The 18,146-nt window shown below is 61.0% G+C and carries 17 protein-coding genes; 9 read left to right on the forward strand and 8 right to left on the reverse strand.

Annotated features, from left to right (window positions below):
• Positions 1–35 precede the first annotated feature (35 nt).
• A complete protein-coding gene (locus E9677_RS10925; protein WP_136558152.1) occupies positions 36–791 on the reverse strand; it encodes a metallophosphoesterase in 756 nt (251 codons plus the stop codon).
• Positions 792–1,258: 467 nt separating this feature from the next.
• Between E9677_RS10925 and E9677_RS10930 the strand changes: the two genes are divergently transcribed.
• Positions 1,259–1,699, forward strand: coding sequence for a DUF4864 domain-containing protein (locus tag E9677_RS10930; protein ID WP_235882929.1), 441 nt, complete (start codon positions 1,259–1,261; stop codon positions 1,697–1,699).
• Positions 1,700–1,742: 43 nt separating this feature from the next.
• Here the strand turns inward: E9677_RS10930 and tgt are convergent, their stop codons facing one another.
• From tgt to coaD, 5 genes are all read right to left on the reverse strand, one after another.
• The gene (gene tgt, locus E9677_RS10935) at positions 1,743–2,873 is read right to left on the reverse strand and encodes a tRNA guanosine(34) transglycosylase Tgt (protein ID WP_136558154.1); all 1,131 of its coding nucleotides are present in this window, start codon (positions 2,871–2,873) and stop codon (positions 1,743–1,745) included.
• Between the two features lie 3 nt (positions 2,874–2,876).
• Complete coding sequence (queA, locus tag E9677_RS10940; RefSeq protein WP_136558155.1) at positions 2,877–3,971, reverse strand: tRNA preQ1(34) S-adenosylmethionine ribosyltransferase-isomerase QueA; 1,095 nt, start codon at positions 3,969–3,971, stop codon at positions 2,877–2,879.
• Positions 3,972–4,063: 92 nt separating this feature from the next.
• On the reverse strand, positions 4,064–4,573 hold the full coding sequence (locus E9677_RS10945) for a peptidylprolyl isomerase (protein ID WP_136558156.1): 510 nt from the start codon (positions 4,571–4,573) through the stop codon (positions 4,064–4,066).
• 38 nt (positions 4,574–4,611) lie between these two features.
• Positions 4,612–5,181, reverse strand: coding sequence for a peptidylprolyl isomerase (locus tag E9677_RS10950; protein WP_136558157.1), 570 nt, complete (start codon positions 5,179–5,181; stop codon positions 4,612–4,614).
• Between the two features lie 28 nt (positions 5,182–5,209).
• Positions 5,210–5,704 (reverse strand): pantetheine-phosphate adenylyltransferase, encoded by a 495-nt coding sequence (gene coaD, locus E9677_RS10955; RefSeq protein ID WP_136558158.1) that lies wholly within the window; start codon positions 5,702–5,704, stop codon positions 5,210–5,212.
• 209 nt (positions 5,705–5,913) lie between these two features.
• Here coaD and E9677_RS25165 point away from each other — a divergent pair, with 209 nt between their 5' ends.
• The 3 genes from E9677_RS25165 to E9677_RS25725 all read left to right on the forward strand — a co-directional run bounded on the left by E9677_RS25165 (position 5,914) and on the right by E9677_RS25725 (position 6,504).
• A complete protein-coding gene (locus tag E9677_RS25165) occupies positions 5,914–6,072 on the forward strand; it encodes a hypothetical protein (RefSeq protein ID WP_168801193.1) in 159 nt (52 codons plus the stop codon).
• Between the two features lie 83 nt (positions 6,073–6,155).
• Positions 6,156–6,308: a hypothetical protein gene (locus E9677_RS25170; protein WP_162760091.1), complete on the forward strand. Its 153-nt coding sequence runs from the start codon at positions 6,156–6,158 to the stop codon at positions 6,306–6,308.
• Between the two features lie 61 nt (positions 6,309–6,369).
• Positions 6,370–6,504 (forward strand): hypothetical protein, encoded by a 135-nt coding sequence (locus E9677_RS25725; RefSeq protein ID WP_267499031.1) that lies wholly within the window; start codon positions 6,370–6,372, stop codon positions 6,502–6,504.
• Between the two features lie 169 nt (positions 6,505–6,673).
• On the opposite strand, the gene gyrA is transcribed toward E9677_RS25725, so the two are convergent.
• Positions 6,674–9,484, reverse strand: a complete 2,811-nt coding sequence (gene gyrA / locus E9677_RS10960; protein WP_136558159.1) for a DNA gyrase subunit A — start codon at positions 9,482–9,484, stop codon at positions 6,674–6,676.
• A 195-nt stretch (positions 9,485–9,679) separates the two neighbouring features.
• On the opposite strand from gyrA, the gene E9677_RS10965 reads away from it, so the two are divergent.
• Positions 9,680–10,309, forward strand: coding sequence for a MarC family protein (locus tag E9677_RS10965; protein WP_136558160.1), 630 nt, complete (start codon positions 9,680–9,682; stop codon positions 10,307–10,309).
• A 10-nt stretch (positions 10,310–10,319) separates the two neighbouring features.
• Entirely contained in the window at positions 10,320–11,597 is a 1,278-nt protein-coding gene (locus tag E9677_RS10970; protein WP_136558161.1) for a DUF2254 domain-containing protein, read from the forward strand.
• An 84-nt stretch (positions 11,598–11,681) separates the two neighbouring features.
• Here E9677_RS10970 and E9677_RS10975 read toward each other — a convergent pair whose 3' ends face one another.
• The gene (locus tag E9677_RS10975) at positions 11,682–12,218 is read right to left on the reverse strand and encodes a single-stranded DNA-binding protein (protein ID WP_136558162.1); all 537 of its coding nucleotides are present in this window, start codon (positions 12,216–12,218) and stop codon (positions 11,682–11,684) included.
• Positions 12,219–12,486: 268 nt separating this feature from the next.
• Between E9677_RS10975 and uvrA the strand changes: the two genes are divergently transcribed.
• The 3 genes from uvrA to E9677_RS10990 all read left to right on the forward strand — a co-directional run bounded on the left by uvrA (position 12,487) and on the right by E9677_RS10990 (position 18,120).
• The gene (uvrA, locus tag E9677_RS10980; RefSeq protein WP_136558163.1) at positions 12,487–15,408 is read left to right on the forward strand and encodes an excinuclease ABC subunit UvrA; all 2,922 of its coding nucleotides are present in this window, start codon (positions 12,487–12,489) and stop codon (positions 15,406–15,408) included.
• A gap of 94 nt (positions 15,409–15,502) precedes the next feature.
• Entirely contained in the window at positions 15,503–16,306 is an 804-nt protein-coding gene (locus E9677_RS10985) for a DUF72 domain-containing protein (RefSeq protein ID WP_136558164.1), read from the forward strand.
• A gap of 152 nt (positions 16,307–16,458) precedes the next feature.
• Positions 16,459–18,120: a Na/Pi cotransporter family protein gene (locus E9677_RS10990; protein WP_168801194.1), complete on the forward strand. Its 1,662-nt coding sequence runs from the start codon at positions 16,459–16,461 to the stop codon at positions 18,118–18,120.
• The last annotated feature ends 26 nt before the right edge of the window (positions 18,121–18,146 follow it).

Here is an 18,146-nt window from a genome sequence, read left to right on the forward strand (position 1 = left end):
GTTGATAACAACGAGGATGGCCTTTCCCACGACCATCAGAGATCAGCGACATGCAGAATTGTCTTGGCCGAGATCTCTGTCTCCGACGGATAGCCGAAGGCGTTGTTGATGTAGGTCACGCCGTCAATCAGCTTGTTGCGGTTCAGATGGCTGTGTCCGTAGAAATGCTTCGATGAACCAAGGCGGCGGATCTGGGCTTCGAGCCTTTCGGTGCCCAGCACCGGAAACAGCGCCTTGTGTTTTTCCGGGTAACGGACCGGCATCAGGTCGAGGCGCGGCACGAAATGCGAGACGCTGTAGACGGCGTTAAAGCCTGAAGTCTCCGGGATTACGTTCATCGCGTCGAACCGGGCCGCGACATCCGGCGGTGTGAGACCTTGCCAATTGCATTTGTAAAAATCCATCCAGCCGCGGCGGATGCTAGGTCCGGGTTCACCGAAGGAATAATCATACCAGGCAAGCAATGGGACGATCAGGGTCTGGCCGACTGCAAGCGGTCCGGTCTCGATGCCGTAGCCGTGGCAGAGCGTGTTCAGCGTCTCGAATTTATCGAAGGATGGCCCCTTCCCGCTGCGCGACGTCCAGAGGTCGTGATTGCCAGGGAGGAAGAGGAGTTTCTTGTAACGCGGCACGATTTCGTCGAAACAGGATTTCACGAGATCGAGCCGGTCGGAGAGATCGCCCGCAACGATCAGGACGTCGTCCGTGAAATCGGCTCGCGATAGCGCGCGCAACCAATCCAGGTTCTGCTGGTAGTCGACGTGGAAATCGGATCCGAGGAAGAGACGCATGCTCAAGGGATCCGCTGAGTTTTCGGAGGCATGAAAACCTTCTAGCAATATTTGAGGCTTGGGCAAGGGACCACGGGCCGCATCACGGGCTTTGCCGTCTGTCCGCAGTCGATGACATCGGGCAGAAGGCCAACCAGGCTCCTTCCCGCCATTTGTCCGCTGGCGCAAGGCGCCGTCCGGACTTTTGTGCTCCGTCGTCCAGTGGAGTATGCCGTCAATCATCAGGAAGCTCGTGGAATTCCGTGGTGCTCCGCCCCCCATGGGCTGTGCGCGGCGGAATTGTGCTGCCACATCGGCATTTTCTTCAATCTGTACCCAGTGGCGTACTGACCAACTATCTGGTTTGGAAAAAAGCGACTTTCGCTCACGATCTCGCGATCTGTGACATCAAACGGTCACAGGGCCTTCCCGACGGAGAGAATCGTCCTATCCTGTTGTTTCGGACTTCCTAAACGAAGGGGATGATGATGCGCATGCGGATTGGAATTGCCCTGTTTCTCATGGCCGGCATTGTCACTGCCCCGGCCCTCGCCCAGCAGGAAACAGGCACCGGGGCCGCTGGACTGGCAAAGGACGTGATCGAGCAGCAGATCACCGCTTTCCTCAATGATGACGCGACGACTGCCTATTCCTTCGCATCGCCGGAGATCAAGTCGGTCTTTCCGAATGCAGAACGCTTCTTCGAGATGGTGAAGAAAACCTATGCGCCGGTCTATCGTCCCGGCAATTATGCATTTGGACGCAATCAGGTGTCGCCCGACGGCACCGTCGCCTATCAGGAGGTGCTGATCTCGGCGCCTGATGGCAAGGACTGGGCGGTCTACTACGAGCTGAAGCGGCAGCGTAACGGCCAGTTTGCCATCAATGGCGTGCGCATGATGCGCGAGACCAACAGCCAGGGGATCTGAGGACAGATCAGGGCGATAGGCGCGCCCTGCCCTTTGCCTTCGATCACACCGGATCGATGTCGCCGCGTGCCCAGGTTTCTATGGTTTCAGCCTTGAAGTCTTCGAAGCGGTTCTCGGCGATCGCTTGGCGGATGCCCTGCATCAGTTCCTGATAGTAGCTCAGATTGTTCCACGACAAGAGCATGCCGCCAAGCGCCTCGTTGGAGCGCACGAGGTGATGCAGATAGGCGCGCGAGTAATCGCGGGTCGCCGGGCAGGATGACTGTTCGTCGAGCGGGCGCGTGTCTTCGGCATGGCGGGCGTTGCGAATGTTGACCTTGCCGCGCCGGGTGAAGGCGAGGCCATGGCGGCCGGAACGGGTCGGCATGACGCAGTCGAACATGTCGATGCCTTCGGCGACCGATTTAAGCATGTCGTCGGGTGTTCCGACGCCCATCAGGTAACGCGGCTTTTCCGTGGGCAGAACCGGCAGTGTGATGCGCAGCATGTCGAGCATGACGGCCTGGGGTTCGCCGACGGCGAGACCGCCGATCGAATAACCCTTGAGGTCCAGTTGCTTCAGGCCTTCGGCCGAGCGGATGCGAAGCGCCGGCTGGTCGCCGCCTTGGACGATGCCAAACATGGCCTTGCCCGGCTGGTTGCCGAAGGCGACGCGGCAACGTTCGGCCCATCGCAGCGACAGTTCCATGGCACGTTCGATCTCGCGGGGCTCGTTGGGCAGCGCCACGCATTCGTCGAGCTGCATCTGGATGTCACTGTCGAGCAGGCCCTGGATCTCGATCGAGCGTTCCGGCGACATGTGGTGGAGCGAGCCGTCGACATGGCTCTTGAAGGTCACGCCCTGCTCGTCGAGCTTGCGCAGGCCCGAGAGCGACATGACCTGGAAGCCGCCCGAATCGGTCAAGATCGGGCCGGGCCAGCGGATGAGTTCATGCAGACCGCCGAGGCGGGCAACGCGTTCCGGGCCGGGGCGCAGCATCAGATGGTAGGTATTGCCGAGGATGATGTCGGCGCCGCCTTCCTTCACCTGGTCGAGATACATGGCCTTGACCGTGCCGACGGTACCAACAGGCATGAAGGCCGGCGTGCGGATCGTGCCGCGCGGCATGGTGATCTCACCGAGGCGGGCCTTGCCGCTGGTGGCCTTCAGATTGAACGTGAAATTCTCGGACATCGGTCAGTCGTCTTTCCGGAAGAGCAGGCTGGAATCGCCATAGGAGTAGAAGCGGTAGCCGGATTCGATGGCGTGGGCGTAAGCGGCCCGCATCGTGTCGAGACCGGCAAAGGCGGATACCAGCATGAAGAGCGTGGATTTGGGCAGGTGGAAATTGGTCATCAGCATGTCGACCGCCTTGAAGCGGTAGCCGGGCGTGATGAAGATGCCGGTCGCGCCCGACCAGGCGGGAATATGGCCATTCTCCTCGGCGGCACTTTCGAGCAGGCGGAGCGACGTGGTGCCGACGGCGATGATGCGGTTGCCGCGCGCATGCACGGCATTGAGTGCGGCAGCCGTGATTGCGTCGATATGGCCGATTTCCTGGTGCATCTTGTGGTCGGCGGTATCATCCGCCTTCACCGGCAGGAAGGTGCCAGCGCCGACATGCAGGGTGACGAAATGGCGCTCGATGCCGGCGGCGTCGAGTTTGGCGAAGAGATCGGGCGTGAAATGCAGGCCGGCAGTCGGGGCCGCGACCGCGCCCTCCTCGCGGGCGTAGATCGTCTGATAGTCCGTGCGGTCCTGTCCGTCTTCCGGCCGCTTGGCAGCGATATAGGGCGGGAGCGGAATGTGACCGACGGTGGCGATCGCCTGGTCGAGGTCCGGCCCGGAGAGGTCGAAGGCGAGGTCTATTTCGCCCGCCTCGCCCTTCTCTGCGACGGTCGCAACGAGAGAGCCGAGAAGGCAGGCGGCGCTGTCGCCCTGCCCTACACCAAAGTCGATGCGGTCGCCCGGCTTGATGCGCTTGCCGGGCCTGGCAAAGGCCTTCCATCTGGAAGCACCGACGCGCATGTGCAGCGTGCAGGAGACAGCGAGCTCTTCGGCACCCTCGCGGTGGCGGATGCCTTCGAGCTGTGCCGGGATGACCTTGGTGTCGTTGAAGACGAGGGCGTCACCCGGTTTCAGGAAGGACGGCAGGTCGTAGACGTGGTGATCTTCGAGAACCGGTTCGGCATCCGGGCGAACCACCAGGAAACGCGCATGGTCACGCGGGCTTGCAGGCCGCAGTGCGATATGGTCGTCCGGCAGGTCGAAGTCGAAAAGGTCTACACGCATTGCTGTTCGTTCGGGTCTGGATGGCGGGTCTAAACGCGAAAACCCGCCCGGGTGCTGCGCACCGAGGCGGGCTTCGTTTGGCTTTAAGCCGATCAGGCGTCGGCGGCAACCTTCATCGACAGGATCGAATCGGGGTCGGAGACGGGCTCGCCCTTCTTGATCTGGTCGATGATGTCCATGCCTTCGATGACCTGGCCCCAGACGGAGTACTGCTTGTTGAGCCACGGGGCATCGGTGAAGCAGACGAAGAACTGCGAGTTGGCCGAGTTCGGGCTCTGCGAGCGGGCCATGGAGCAGGTGCCGCGCACATGCGGGGTGGCCGAGAATTCAGCCTTGAGGTCGGGCTTATCCGAGCCGCCCATGCCGGCACGGCCAGGGTTGAAGTCGGCCCCGCCCTTCTTGCCGAACTTCACGTCGCCCGTCTGGGCCATGAAATCGGGGATGACGCGGTGGAACACGACGCCGTCATAGGCACCTTCGCGCGACAATTCCTTGATGCGGGCGACATGGCCGGGGGCCAGGTCGGGGAAGAGCGCGATGACGACCTTACCCTTGGTGGTTTCCATCAGGATGGTGTTTTCCGGATCCTTGATCTCGGCCATGGGGGTTCTCCTTGGTTGGGGCTGATGCCCGATAGATTTCAGTTGCGGCCGACGGTAACCTTGACCATGCGGTCGGGATCGGTGACTTCGCCGTTGCCGCCTTCGCCACGCTTGATCTTGTCGACATATTCCATGCCGGCCACGACCTTGCCGACGACCGTGTATTGGCCGTTCAGGAAGCCGCCTTCGGCGAACATGATGAAGAACTGCGAGTTGGCGGAGTTCGGATCCTGGCTGCGAGCCATGCCGACCGTGCCCTTTTCGAAGGGAACGTTCGAGAATTCGGCCTCAATGTCCGGCAGGCTGGAGCCACCGGTGCCTGCGCGTCCTGGCTCGAAACCATTTTCCATGTCGCCGAACTGCACATCACCGGTCTGGGCCATGAAACCCTCGATGACGCGGTGAAAGGCGACGTTGTCGTATTCACCCTTGGCGGCGAGATCCTTGATCTGGGCGACATGCTTCGGTGCGACGTCGGGCATGAGCTGGATAACGACCGGGCCGTCCTTGAGCTGAATGGTGAGGAAGTCCTCGTTGGACTGGGCCTGGGCGGAACCGAATCCGGCGACGGCCAGCAGGAATGCGGTTGCGAATTGGACAAGCTTCATGATCACTCCCTTTATCAATAATTGCGGCTCAACGGCCGTGTCTGGAATTGAGGGCGGCCAGCACCGGGGCCGGCACGAAGGGGGCGACATCCCCACCCATGGCCGCGATCTGACGAACCAATGTGGCGGTTATGGGCCGCGAGGCGGTTGCCGCCGGCAGGAAGACGGTCTGAAGTTCCGGTGCCATGCTGGCATTCATCCCGACAAGCTGCATCTCATAATCGAAATCCGTGCCGTCGCGCAGTCCACGCACCATGATACGCGCACCATGCCGGCGGGCGGCATCAACGGCGAGATCCGCGAACGACACGACGTCGAGATCCCCTGCCCGGCCCGGCAGGACCTCAGCCAGCGATGCGCGGATCAGATCGGCGCGCTGCTCATAGGTAAAGAGCGGCGTCTTGCCCGGATGCGTTCCGATCGCCACGACCAGACGGTCGACGATGTTCAGCGCCTGAACGAGCACGTCGAGGTGCCCGTTGGTCATCGGATCGAATGAGCCTGGATAGAATGCGGTCGCCATGAGAACCCGTTGGTTGGTTTCGACCGCCTTTTGTCACGGAAGGGCCGATATCGCAAGCACTGTCCCATCATGCAAGCATCAGGATTGCGTTCCGGAAAGACGGGATTCCAGCGCTGAACGGTAGATGAATGCCCCATTCAAAGTCGCTTCAGCAGCACGTCCCTAGAACGGTACCGTCACTCGAACACACCATTCTCAAGGTCGTTCCCATGCTGGTCCTTCTGATCGCCTCCGCCATCGCCGCATCACTTCTCGTCGAACTCGGGCTGATGGTGGTTCGGGATCAGTGGGAGGCGTTGCAAATCCGGTACGAAGATGAACGGCAGATGAACGGCGTGTTCAAGAGGACTTCAGGGGGGCGCTGGTAAACATCTTCCTACACTGTGCGGGAACTATTTCCGCACGCAAACATTTTACGGCTGTGAATGCCGGCATTCAAAGGACTAAAGCAATGCATGACAAAGTTACCCTGATCAACCTCGTGTGGATGATGATGATGACTGCCATGGTTGCCACCTCCGCAACCTTCTACATCAAGGACAGCGGTGACGCTGCTTTCTACGGCCCGCCGATGACGGCTCGATACCATAGCTTCGGCCATTAATCTGCAATCGGACCTTCGCCGCTAGAAACGCAACACCACGCTGAGAAAGAAAGGAAACGCCATGTTTATCACCCTATCGGTTCTGGCTGCTCTGATCAGCGGCATGTTCGTTGCCTCGGTCGTCTCGGCGATTGCGGCTCTGAAGCGCGAAGACGATGATTTCCGGGCCATGATGGAACGCCGCAAGGCTTTCTGAGACCGATCCCAAGCGGTCGCAGTCGGTGGATCCACACACCGGCCCAAAAACAAGACCGCATCGAACTTGATGCATACCTCCAGCAAAAAGCCCGCTCGGACAATGTCCGGCGGGCTTTTCGTTTGTCAGGCTTGTCATGAAAACCGGCCCTTATGGAGCCGGTCCTCGATCATTCCGTCGGGGTTTCGCCGTCTGCCTCGGGGGCCGGTGCGGCAATCGCCTCGCCCTCGATGACTTCGACGCCGTCTACGGCTTCGGTGACTTCTTCATCGGCTTCCGGCTCGTTGATCCGTTCGACCGACACGACCTTCTCATCCTTGGCCGTCGAGAAGATCGTCACGCCCTTTGTCGCGCGGCTCGCAATGCGGATGCCGTTGACCGGCACGCGGATTAGCTGACCGCCGTCGGACACCAGCATGAGCTGATCGGTCTCCTCGACCGGGAAAGCCGCGACCAGTTCACCGATTTCCGTAGTCTTGGAGGTGTCGGTGGCGCGTATACCCTTGCCGCCGCGACCGGAGGTGCGGAAGTCATAGGAGGAGGAGCGCTTGCCGTAGCCCTTTTCGGAGATCGTGAGCACGAACTGCTCGCGGGCCTTCAGCTCCTGATAACGCTCTTCCGTCAATTCGCCTTCGGCGCCAACTTCCTCGCCGACCAATGCGATGTCTTCCTCATCGACACCCATGGCGCGGCGGTCGGCGGCCGAACGCTTGAGATAGGCCGCACGCTGCCAGGGTTCGGCATCGACATGTGCAAGGATCGTCATCGAAATCAGGCGGTCGCCATCGGCCATGGTCATGCCACGAACGCCGATCGAGTTGCGGCCCGCAAAGACGCGCACTTCATCGACCGGGAAACGGATCGCCTGGCCGAGTGCCGTCGTCAACAGGACGTCGTCATGTTCGGTGCAGGTCTCGACGCCGAGGATCTGGTCGCCCTCTTCCTCGAGCTTCATCGCGATCTTGCCATTGCGGTTGACCTGGATGAAGTCGGAAAGCTTGTTGCGGCGAACCGTACCGCGGGTCGTCGAGAACATGACGTCGAGGTTTGCCCAGCTGGTCTCGTCTTCGGGCAGCGGCATGATCGACGTGATGCGCTCGCCGGGCTCCAGCGGGAACATGTTGATCATGGCCTTGCCGCGCGATGTCGGGGTCCCGATCGGCAGACGCCAGACCTTTTCCTTGTAGACGATGCCACGCGAGGAGAAGAAGAGAACTGGCGTGTGGGTGTTGGCAACGAAGAGGCGGGTTGCGAAATCCTCATCCTTCATCGTCATGCCCGAGCGGCCCTTGCCGCCGCGACGCTGCGCCCGATAGGTGGCGAGCGGCACGCGCTTGATATAGCCGGCATGCGACACGGTGACGACCATGTCTTCACGGGCGATCAGGTCCTCGTCGTCCATATCCGGACCGCCTTCGACGATCTGTGTGCGACGCGGGGTGCCGAATTCGTCGCGGATGGCGGTGAATTCATCCTTGACGATTTGCTGAATGCGAACCCGGGAAGAGAGGATGTCGAGATAATCCGAGATCTCAGCGCCGATCTTGTTCAGTTCCTCGTCGATTTCATCGCGACCCAGGGCCGTCAAGCGGGCGAGACGCAGCTCGAGGATGGCGCGAGCCTGCTCTTCCGAGAGATTATAGGTCAGGTCATCGTTGATCCGGTGGCGCGGATCATCGATCAGACGGATCAACGATTCCACGTCCTTGGCCGGCCAGCGGCGGGTCATCAACTGTTCGCGCGCGGTTGCCGGATCCGGCGCCTTGCGGATCAGCGCGATGATCTCGTCGATATTGGCGACTGCGATCGCAAGACCGACCAAGACATGGGCGCGGTCGCGCGACTTGCGCAGCAGATACTTGGTGCGGCGGCTGACGACTTCCTCGCGGAAGTGAACGAAGGCCCGCAGCATGTCGAGCAGCGTCAGCTGTTCCGGCTTGCCGCCATTCAGGGCAACCATGTTGCAGCCAAACGAGGTCTGCAGCGGCGTATACCGGTAAAGCTGGTTCAGAACGACGTCGGCGACGGCGTCACGCTTCAGCTCGATGACGACACGGTAGCCGTCGCGGTCGGATTCGTCGCGAAGATCGGAGATGCCCTCGATGCGCTTTTCGCGCACGAGTTCGGCCATCTTCTCGATCATCGTCGCCTTGTTCACCTGATAGGGGATCTCGGTGATGATGATCTGTTCGCGATCGCCGCGCATCGGCTCGACACGCGCGACACCGCGCTGGACGACCGAGCCACGGCCGGTCTCATAGGCCGAGCGGATGCCCGAACGGCCGAGGATCATGGCGCCTGTCGGGAAGTCAGGACCCGGGATGATCTGCATCAGTTCCGGCAGCTCGATCGCCGGATTGTCGATGAGCGCCGTGCAGCCGTCCAGGACTTCGACGAGGTTGTGCGGCGGGATGTTGGTGGCCATGCCGACGGCGATACCGCCCGCGCCGTTGACCAGCAAGTTCGGGAACTTGGCGGGAACCACGACCGGTTCCGACATGGTGCCGTCGTAGTTGTCGCGGAAGTCGACCGTCTCCTTGTCGAGGTCGTCGAGCAGCGCGTGCGAGACCTTCTGGAGACGGCATTCCGTGTAACGCTGAGCTGCCGGCGGGTCACCGTCGACCGAGCCGAAATTGCCCTGGCCGTCGATGAGCGGCATGCGCAGCGACCATGGCTGGGCCATTCGGGCCAGCGCGTCGTAGATCGCGGAGTCGCCATGCGGGTGATACTTACCCATGACGTCACCGGTGACGCGGGCGCTCTTGACGTATTTCTTGTTCCAGTCGAGCCCGAGCTCATTCATCCCGTAAAGGATGCGGCGGTGCACGGGCTTGAGCCCGTCACGCACGTCGGGAAGTGCGCGGCTCACGATCACGCTCATCGCGTAATCGAGATAGGACCGCTGCATTTCCTCCATGATGGAAATAGGCTCAATGCCTTGCGGGAACTTGCCGCCGCCGGGAGTGCTTTGCTCAGTCAAATCAGGTCACGATCTCTGTTCGGAATCACTGGGAAATCTATAGCGGAACACGCGCGAAAGCGCCAATTTCGAGCCCGGTTATAAACAGGCTTTTACGGCGTGGGAAAGGCATTTTCGTCAATATCTTGGGGGCCAGCCTTGCAAGGCCACCAAGGCTTCGGCTTTATGGGCGCTCGCATAGGAGCAAGACACGCCATGGCCGTGACCGATACGATGATCAGCGCGCTCACCACCCTTCTGGTCACCGTCGATCCGCCGGGCCTGGCGCCGCTCTTCCTCGGCCTCACTCAGGGCATGACACGGGCGCAGCGCCAGCAGGTTGCCATTCGCGGCTCGGTCATGGGTTTCGCCATCCTTACCGTCTTTGCGTTGTTCGGCGCCACAATTCTCGGCGCGCTCGGCATTTCCATGGGCGCCTTCCGCATCGCCGGTGGATTGATGCTGTTTGCCATCGCCTTCGAGATGATCTTCGAGAAACGCAACGAGCGGAAAGAGAAGACGACGGGTGATGCCATCACCAAGGACCACATCCACAACCTCGCCGTCTTTCCGCTCGCCATCCCGCTGATCGCCGGCCCCGGGGCGATTTCGGCGACGGTCCTGATATCAGGCACGATGGAGGGATGGATCGGCAAGCTGCAGCTGATCGCGGTCATCGGCGTGGTACTCGGCCTCGTTCTCGTCTCGCTTTATCTGGCCGAACGGCTCAACCGCTTCCTCGGTGTGACAGGACGAGCCTTGCTGACACGCCTGCTCGGCGTTCTTCTTGCGGCACTTTCTGTTCAGTTCGTCGTTGACGGGGTGAAGTCTGCCTTCATCGGCTGAGGAAACCGTCATGACACACGAACCAGCCATCTCCAGCCGCTGGCGATTCATTCTCAAACAATTCAGTCGGCGCCTATGGGTGCGTGCATCCGCAATCGGCGCGATCGGCGTGCTGGCGGCGGTCCTGGCGACGGTCGCCGAACGGTTCGTGCCGTTCGAGATTCCCGGATCAATCAAAGCGGACTCCGTCGACACGATCCTCAACATCATCGCCTCCAGCATGCTGGCCGTGACAACCTTTTCGTTGAGCGCGATGACATCGGCCTATGCCTCGGCAACCAGCAATGTCACGCCGCGCGCGACGACCCTGCTGGTCGAGGACCGCATGACGCAGAACGTGCTTTCGACATTCGTCGGCTCGTTCCTCTATGGCATCGTCGGCATCGTGGTGCTGCAGACCGGCGCCTATGGCGACAAGGGCCGCGTCATCCTGTTCGTCGTTACGATCGGGGTGATCGCACTCATCGTCTTCCAGTTGCTGCGCTGGATCGACCATCTGACCAAGCTCGGCCGGGTCGGTGAAACAACGGGGCGTATCGAGGAGGCGGCGGCTCGTGCCATCGACGCCCGGCGGCAAAACCCCTATCTCGGTGGAAAGCCATTGGCGCCCGGCAGCCATACGACGTTCGCAGACATGATCCCGGTCGAGGCCGGAGCAATCGGATACGTCCGGCATATCGATATGCAGGCGCTTTCCAGTCTGGCCGAAAGCATCGACGGCGAGATCCATCTGCTGGTCAATCCCGGCGCCTTCGTCTATCGCGACACCAAGATCGCCTATCTGGATGCGCCCAAAGCGGAACCGCATGAGGATATGGAGCCGGAGGATGTGACGCGACAGTCCGTGACCATCGGAAACGAACGCAGTTTCGATCAGGATCCGCGCTTTGGACTGGTCGTGCTGAGCGAGACCGCACAGCGCGCCCTGTCTCCGGCGGTGAACGATCCGGGCACTGCGATCGACGTCATCGGGCGAGCCACCCGACTGCTCAGCCAATGGTCGGAACCGGCTGAAGATCAGGAGCCACAATTCCCCCGTGTCTTTGTTCCGGCCCTGGCCGCCGACGACCTCTTCGAAGATGCCTTCATGACGATTGCCCGCGACGGTGCAGCACAGGTCGAGGTCCAGCTGCGCCTGCAGAAAAGTCTTGCTGCCCTGATACGGCGGGGAAGCGAAGACTTTCGCGCAGCGGCCAGACGGCAGGCCGCACTGGCGCTGTCGCGCGCCGAAAAGGCCTTGCCCATCGCGGCAGACGTCCAACGGCTGCGAGACGATCTGAAAGATTGAGGGCGCAAAACTGAAAACGCCCCGCATGAGCAGGGCGTCCAGAAAATCCGATTATGTGTTTCCGCTCGACGAAAATTCGCCGTCTCAGAACGGGATGTCGTCGTCGAGATCGCGCGAGAAACCGCCCGAGGGTGCGCTGCCGCCGCGGCTTGCGCCACCGGAGGAGCCGCCGCGCGAGGGGGCCGGAGCACTGTAGCCGCCGTCATAACCGCCGCCGCCGCCGCCGTAATCGGCACCGCCCATATCGCCACCGCGGGAGGCGCCATCGCCCCGACCGCCAAGCATGGTCAAGTTGCCGTTGAAGCCCTGCAGCACGACTTCCGTCGAGTAACGGTCATTGCCGGTCTGGTCCTGCCACTTGCGCGTCTGGAGCTGGCCCTCGACATATACGGTCGAGCCCTTTTTCAGATACTGCTCGGCAACCTTGCAGAGGCCCTCGTTGAAGATGACGACCGAATGCCATTCGGTCTTTTCCTTGCGCTCGCCGCTGTTCTTGTCGCGCCAGCTTTCCGAAGTCGCAATGCGAAGATTGGCGATCGGCCGGCCGTCCTGGGTCCGGCGAATTTCGGGATCGGCACCAAGATTGCCGATCAGAATGACCTTGTTGACGCTACCAGCCATGACACTCACCTTACTGCCGCGCCGCCGCGGCGTTCAAATTCCAATTAAAAGCCACCTTATCCCATCCACTGCTGCGAGTGGGCAGTGAGCGGTTTAAATCCACAGCGAAAATGTTCTTTATTTGTTCTAGTATTTCTCTATGATCCTGTCAACAGAATCGAAATTCCACATCGGTCGCGGCTTGTGCCTCGACTCAAGCGCTCCGTTGACTACATAAGGACAGTTCTCCCAAGAACCGTCCCCTTCCCTTTGCCGATCAGAGCCCGACATGAGCGAACTCAAGACTATTTCCATCCGCGGTGCGCGCGAGCACAATCTCAAGGGCATCGACCTCGATCTGCCGCGCAACAGCCTGATCGTCATGACGGGACTGTCCGGCTCGGGCAAGTCGTCCTTGGCTTTCGACACGATCTATGCCGAAGGACAGCGGCGTTATGTCGAGAGCCTGTCGGCCTATGCGCGCCAATTCCTGGAAATGATGCAGAAGCCGGATGTCGATCAGATCGAGGGACTTTCTCCCGCGATCTCGATCGAGCAGAAGACCACGTCGCGCAATCCACGCTCGACGGTCGGCACGGTCACTGAAATCTACGACTATATGCGCTTGCTGTTTGCCCGCGTCGGCGTGCCCTACTCGCCCGCGACAGGCCTGCCGATCGAGAGCCAGACGGTGAGCCAGATGGTCGACCGGATCCTCGCCTATGAGGAAGGCACGCGCCTCTACATCCTTGCGCCGATGATCCGCGGTCGCAAGGGCGAGTACAAGAAGGAACTCGCCGAGCTGATGAAGAAGGGCTTCCAGCGCGTCAAGATCGACGGGCAATTCTACGAGATCGCGGAGGCCCCGACGCTCGACAAGAAATACAAGCACGACATCGACGTGGTCGTGGACCGTGTCGTGGTGCGGCCTGACATCGCGAGCCGTCTGGCGGACAGTCTCGAGACCTGCCTTCGTCTGGCCGACGGGCTGGCCGTGGCCGAATTCGCCGACAAGCCGCTGCCACCCGAAGAAACCTCCGCAGGTGGCTCGGCGAACAAGTCGCTGAACGAGACGCATGAGCGCGTCCTGTTTTCGGAGAAGTTCGCCTGCCCTGTCTCAGGCTTCACCATTCCGGAAATCGAGCCGCGATTGTTCTCTTTCAACAATCCCTTCGGCGCCTGCCCGACCTGCGACGGTCTCGGGTCCCAGCAGAAGATCGACGAAGCACTGATCATTCCGGAAATGCACCGGAAGCTGAATGACGGGGCAATCGCTCCCTGGGCCAAGTCGAGCTCGCCTTATTACAACCAGACTGTCGAAGCGCTGGGCAAGGCATTTGGCTTCAAGCTGACGTCGAAATGGTCGGATCTTTCGGAGGCGGCGCAGAAGGCGATCCTGCACGGGACCGAGGAGAAGATCGACTTTCATTACGCCGACGGCGCGCGCTCCTATACGACCACTAAGACCTTCGAAGGCATCGTGCCGAACCTCGAGCGGCGCTGGAAGGAGACCGACAGCGCCTGGGCGCGCGAAGAGATCGAGCGCTTCATGTCGGCCGCCCCCTGCCCGGCCTGTAACGGCTTCCGCCTGAAGCCCGAGGCGCTGGCGGTCAAGATCAATGGCTTGCATATCGGCCAGGTGACGAACATGGCGATCCGCATTGCCGGCTCCTGGTTCGAAGACCTGCCGGCCAAGTTGACCGACAAGCAGAACGAGATCGCCGTACGCGTGCTGAAAGAGATCCGTGAGCGTCTGCGCTTCCTCAACGATGTCGGCCTCGACTATCTCTCCATGTCGCGCAATTCCGGCACACTGTCGGGCGGCGAAAGCCAGCGCATTCGTCTCGCCTCGCAGATCGGCTCCGGCCTGACGGGCGTGCTCTACGTGCTCGACGAGCCGTCGATCGGCCTGCACCAGCGTGACAATGCGCGGCTGCTCGACACGCTGAAGCATCTGCGTGACATCGGGAACACGGTCATCGTCGTCGAGCATGACGAGGATGCGATCCTCAGCGCCGACTATGTCGTCGACATCGGGCCGGCGGCCGGCATCCATGGCGGCCAGGTCATCGCGCAAGGGTCTCCGCAGGATATCATGGCGCATCCTAAATCGCTGACGGGCAAGTATCTGACCGGCGAAATGGGGGTCAGCGTTCCGGCGCAGCGGCGCAAGCCGAAAAAGGGCCAACAGATCAAGGTGGTCGGCGCTAAGGGCAACAACCTGAAGAATGTCACGGCCTCGATACCGCTCGGCATGTTCACGGCCGTCACCGGCGTGTCGGGTGGCGGCAAGTCGACCTTCCTGATCGAGACGCTTTACAAGGCGGCGGCGCGCCGCGTCATGGGTGCCCGCGAAAACCCGGCCGAACACGAACGCATCGACGGCTTCGAATTCATCGACAAGGTGATCGACATCGACCAGTCGCCGATTGGGCGTACGCCGCGCTCCAACCCTGCCACCTATACCGGTGCCTTCACGCCCATCCGCGACTGGTTCACCGGGTTGCCGGAGGCGAAGGCGCGCGGTTACCAGGCCGGTCGTTTCTCGTTCAACGTCAAGGGCGGCCGCTGCGAGGCCTGCCAGGGCGATGGCGTGATCAAGATCGAGATGCATTTCCTGCCCGACGTGTACGTCACCTGCGATGTCTGCCACGGCAAACGCTACAATCGCGAAACACTCGACGTGACCTTCAAGGGTAAGTCGATCGCCGACGTGCTCGACATGACGGTCGAAGAAGGTGTCGAGTTCTTCCAGGCGGTACCGGCGGTGCGGGACAAGCTGCAGGCGCTCTTCGACGTCGGCCTCGGCTATATCAAGGTCGGCCAGCAGGCCAACACGCTGTCGGGTGGTGAGGCGCAGCGCGTCAAGCTCGCCAAGGAACTGTCGAAGCGTTCGACCGGCCGCACGCTCTACATCCTCGACGAACCGACAACCGGCCTGCATTTCCACGACGTGGCCAAGCTTCTGGAAATGCTGCAGGAACTGGTCAACCAAGGCAATTCCGTCGTCGTCATCGAGCATAATCTCGAGGTCATCAAGACGGCCGACTACATCCTCGACTTCGGTCCGGAAGGTGGTGATGGCGGCGGCCAGATCGTGGCACAAGGCACGCCGGAAGAAGTGGTGAAGGTTGAGGCGTCCTATACCGGGCAGTTTCTCAAGGAGCTTTTGCAGCGTCGGCCGGTGAAGAAGGTGCAGGCGGCGGAGTGATCTTGAGCTCCCATACAAGAAGGTACCCTGCCTGTACGCAGGGTTCATTTTTGATTTAGCCAATCACCTATATTTATCGAGCGGGAGGCATTTCATGACCAAATCAGGCTCAATCCGATGTGGCATCGGGGGATGGACCTTTGATGCCTGGGACGACAGCTTTTATCCGAATGATCTGCCGAAGAAGCGCCAGCTGGAATATGCCAGCCGGCAGTTGACGGCGATCGAGGTGAACGGGACCTATTATTCCAGCCAGAAGCCGGCGACCTTTGCCAAATGGGCGTCCGAAGCTCCGGAAAAGTTCGTCTTTTCGCTAAAAGCCAGCCGGTTCTGTACCAACCGCAAGATTCTGGCCGAGGCTGGACCGTCGGTCGAGAAATTTTTGCATCAGGGTATCGAGGAACTGGGGCCGCATCTGGGGCCGATCCTCTGGCAGTTCATGGGGACTAAGAAATTCGACGCCGATGATTTCGAGGCGTTTCTTGGCCTGTTGCCGAAGGCGCTGAATGGACGGCCGCTGCGCCATGTGGTGGAACCCCGGCATGAGAGCTTTCTTGTGCCGGAGTTCATCGACATGCTGCGCCGGCATGGGGTGGCGGCCGTTTGTGCCGATCATCACGACTATCCGATGTTTGCCGATCCGACCGCCGATTTCATCTATGCGCGGCTGCAAAAGGGCACGGATGAAACGCCGACCTGCTATCCGCCAGGGGAGATCGACGCCTGGGGCGAGCGGTTCAAGGCTTATGCCGCGGGCAACGTGCCCGAGGATCTGAACCTGATTGCCAAGGACAAGCCGGCGAAAAAGGAGCCGCGCGACGTCTTCGCCTTCTTCATCTCCGGGGGCAAGGTAAATGCACCGAGGGGGGCGATAGAGTTGCAGAAGCGGATCGGCTAACGGCGCGGCCCGGCTGACCGTCATCAATTTGTGACATTGGCGAAACTGGACTAGGCTCGGTCGCAGAGTCGCACTCGCGACCGCGTTTTGGACCGGCATGCTTTTCCTCTTTGGACATGTGCGTCCAGATTTTTAGAGTTCGAGGCACTTCCATGTCGGGCATCGCCGTCTTTATTCATCTCGCTGGCGCCGTGGCGCTGCTTCTCTGGGCGACACGCATGGTGCGCACGGGGATCGAACGCGCCTATGGCGGCGTCCTGAAGGACAAACTGCGGCATGCGGTCGGAAACCGGTTCTCTGCGGCCTTTGCCGGTTTCCTGTTTGCGGTGGCACTGCAGAGTGCAACAGCGGTTGCGCTGATCGTTGCCTCGTTTTCAGCCGCCGGTTATGTCCTGCCGGCCATCGGGGTCGCGACGCTGCTCGGCGCGGATTTCGGGTCCGCCTTCGTGGTGCGCATCCTGCGCTATGATCTCTCGCTGCTGGTGCCTGTGCTGTTGCTTGCCGGAACGATCGCATTCCGCGCCTCCGAGGCGCGCGGCTGGCGACAGATCGGGCGCATTCTCTTCGGTCTCGGCCTGCTTCTCCTGTCGCTGCGCCTAATCGGCGAGGCATCGGAGCCGCTGCGCGAGAGCCGGATCCTGCCGGTTCTGTTCAATTATCTCGCCGGCGACTGGATCAGTGCCTTCGTGCTAGCGGCCCTGCTCGCCTGGGCATTCCATTCGAGTGTGGCGGCAGTTCTGCTGGTCGCTTCCCTTGCCGACCAGAACCTGCTGCCAGACGCCCTGATCATTCCGCTGGTGCTCGGCATCAATTTCGGCGCTGCGATCATTGCGGCCCTGCTCACCAAGAATGCCGAGGCGAATGCGAGGATCGTTCCGCTTGGCAATGTCGTCATCCGCGGGATGATGACCCTGATCGCGCTTGCCGCCCAATTTGTCTTTGCGCTCAGTCCCTCCGTCTTCTCCGCGCATCCCGGCGATTCCGTGGTGATGGTGCATCTGGCGATGAACGGCGCCGTTCTCGTATTCGGGCTTCCCTTTGCGGGCCTGGTCGCTTCCATGCTGGAACGGATGCTGGCGGGTTCGGAAGAGCGGGCGGCGAACGACGATCGTTTTTCCGCGCTGAACGTGATGGATCTGACCAACCCGCAGCAGGCCATTTCGAATGCGACACGCGAGGTTCTGACGGTCTGTGACAAGACCGAGATCATGCTCAACGGCATATTCGAGCTCTACGAGCGCTGGGACACGAAGAAAACGCAGCGGATCGAGGCGCTCGACGACCAGATCGACACGATCCACCGCGACATCAAGTTTTACCTCGCCCGCATTTCGCAGACGGCGCTCGACCAGGCCTCTGCCGCCCAGTGCCAGAACCTGCTCGGCGCGACGATCAAGATCGAACAGGCAGCCGACATTATCTCGCAGAACATGCTCACCCGGGCGCGCAAGAAGAACGAGCGCAATGTCGCCTTCTCCGCCGAGGGCTGGGCCGAACTCTGCGCCATGCATGACGAGGTGGTGCAGAATGCTCATCTCGCCTTCAACCTGTTGGTCAACCGTGACATCGGCCATGCGCGCCAGTTGGTTGCGCGCAAGGAAGCGATCCGGAACCTGGTGAAAACAAGCGAGGAAAGCCATTTGCAACGCTTGCGTCAGGGCAATGCGGCAAGCTTCGATTCGAGCTCCCTGCATATCGACACGATGCGGGATCTCAAGGAGATCAACTCGCTGTTCGTTTCCATCGCCTATCCGCTTCTCGAGGGCGAAGGCCTGTTGCGGCGCAGCCGACTGGTGCAGCCGGCGGAACTCTGAAACCGCGACATACTTTCGGGCGATGC

It is taken from the genome of Peteryoungia rhizophila, from assembly GCF_004912145.1.
GTDB lineage: Bacteria > Pseudomonadota > Alphaproteobacteria > Rhizobiales > Rhizobiaceae > Allorhizobium > Allorhizobium rhizophilum.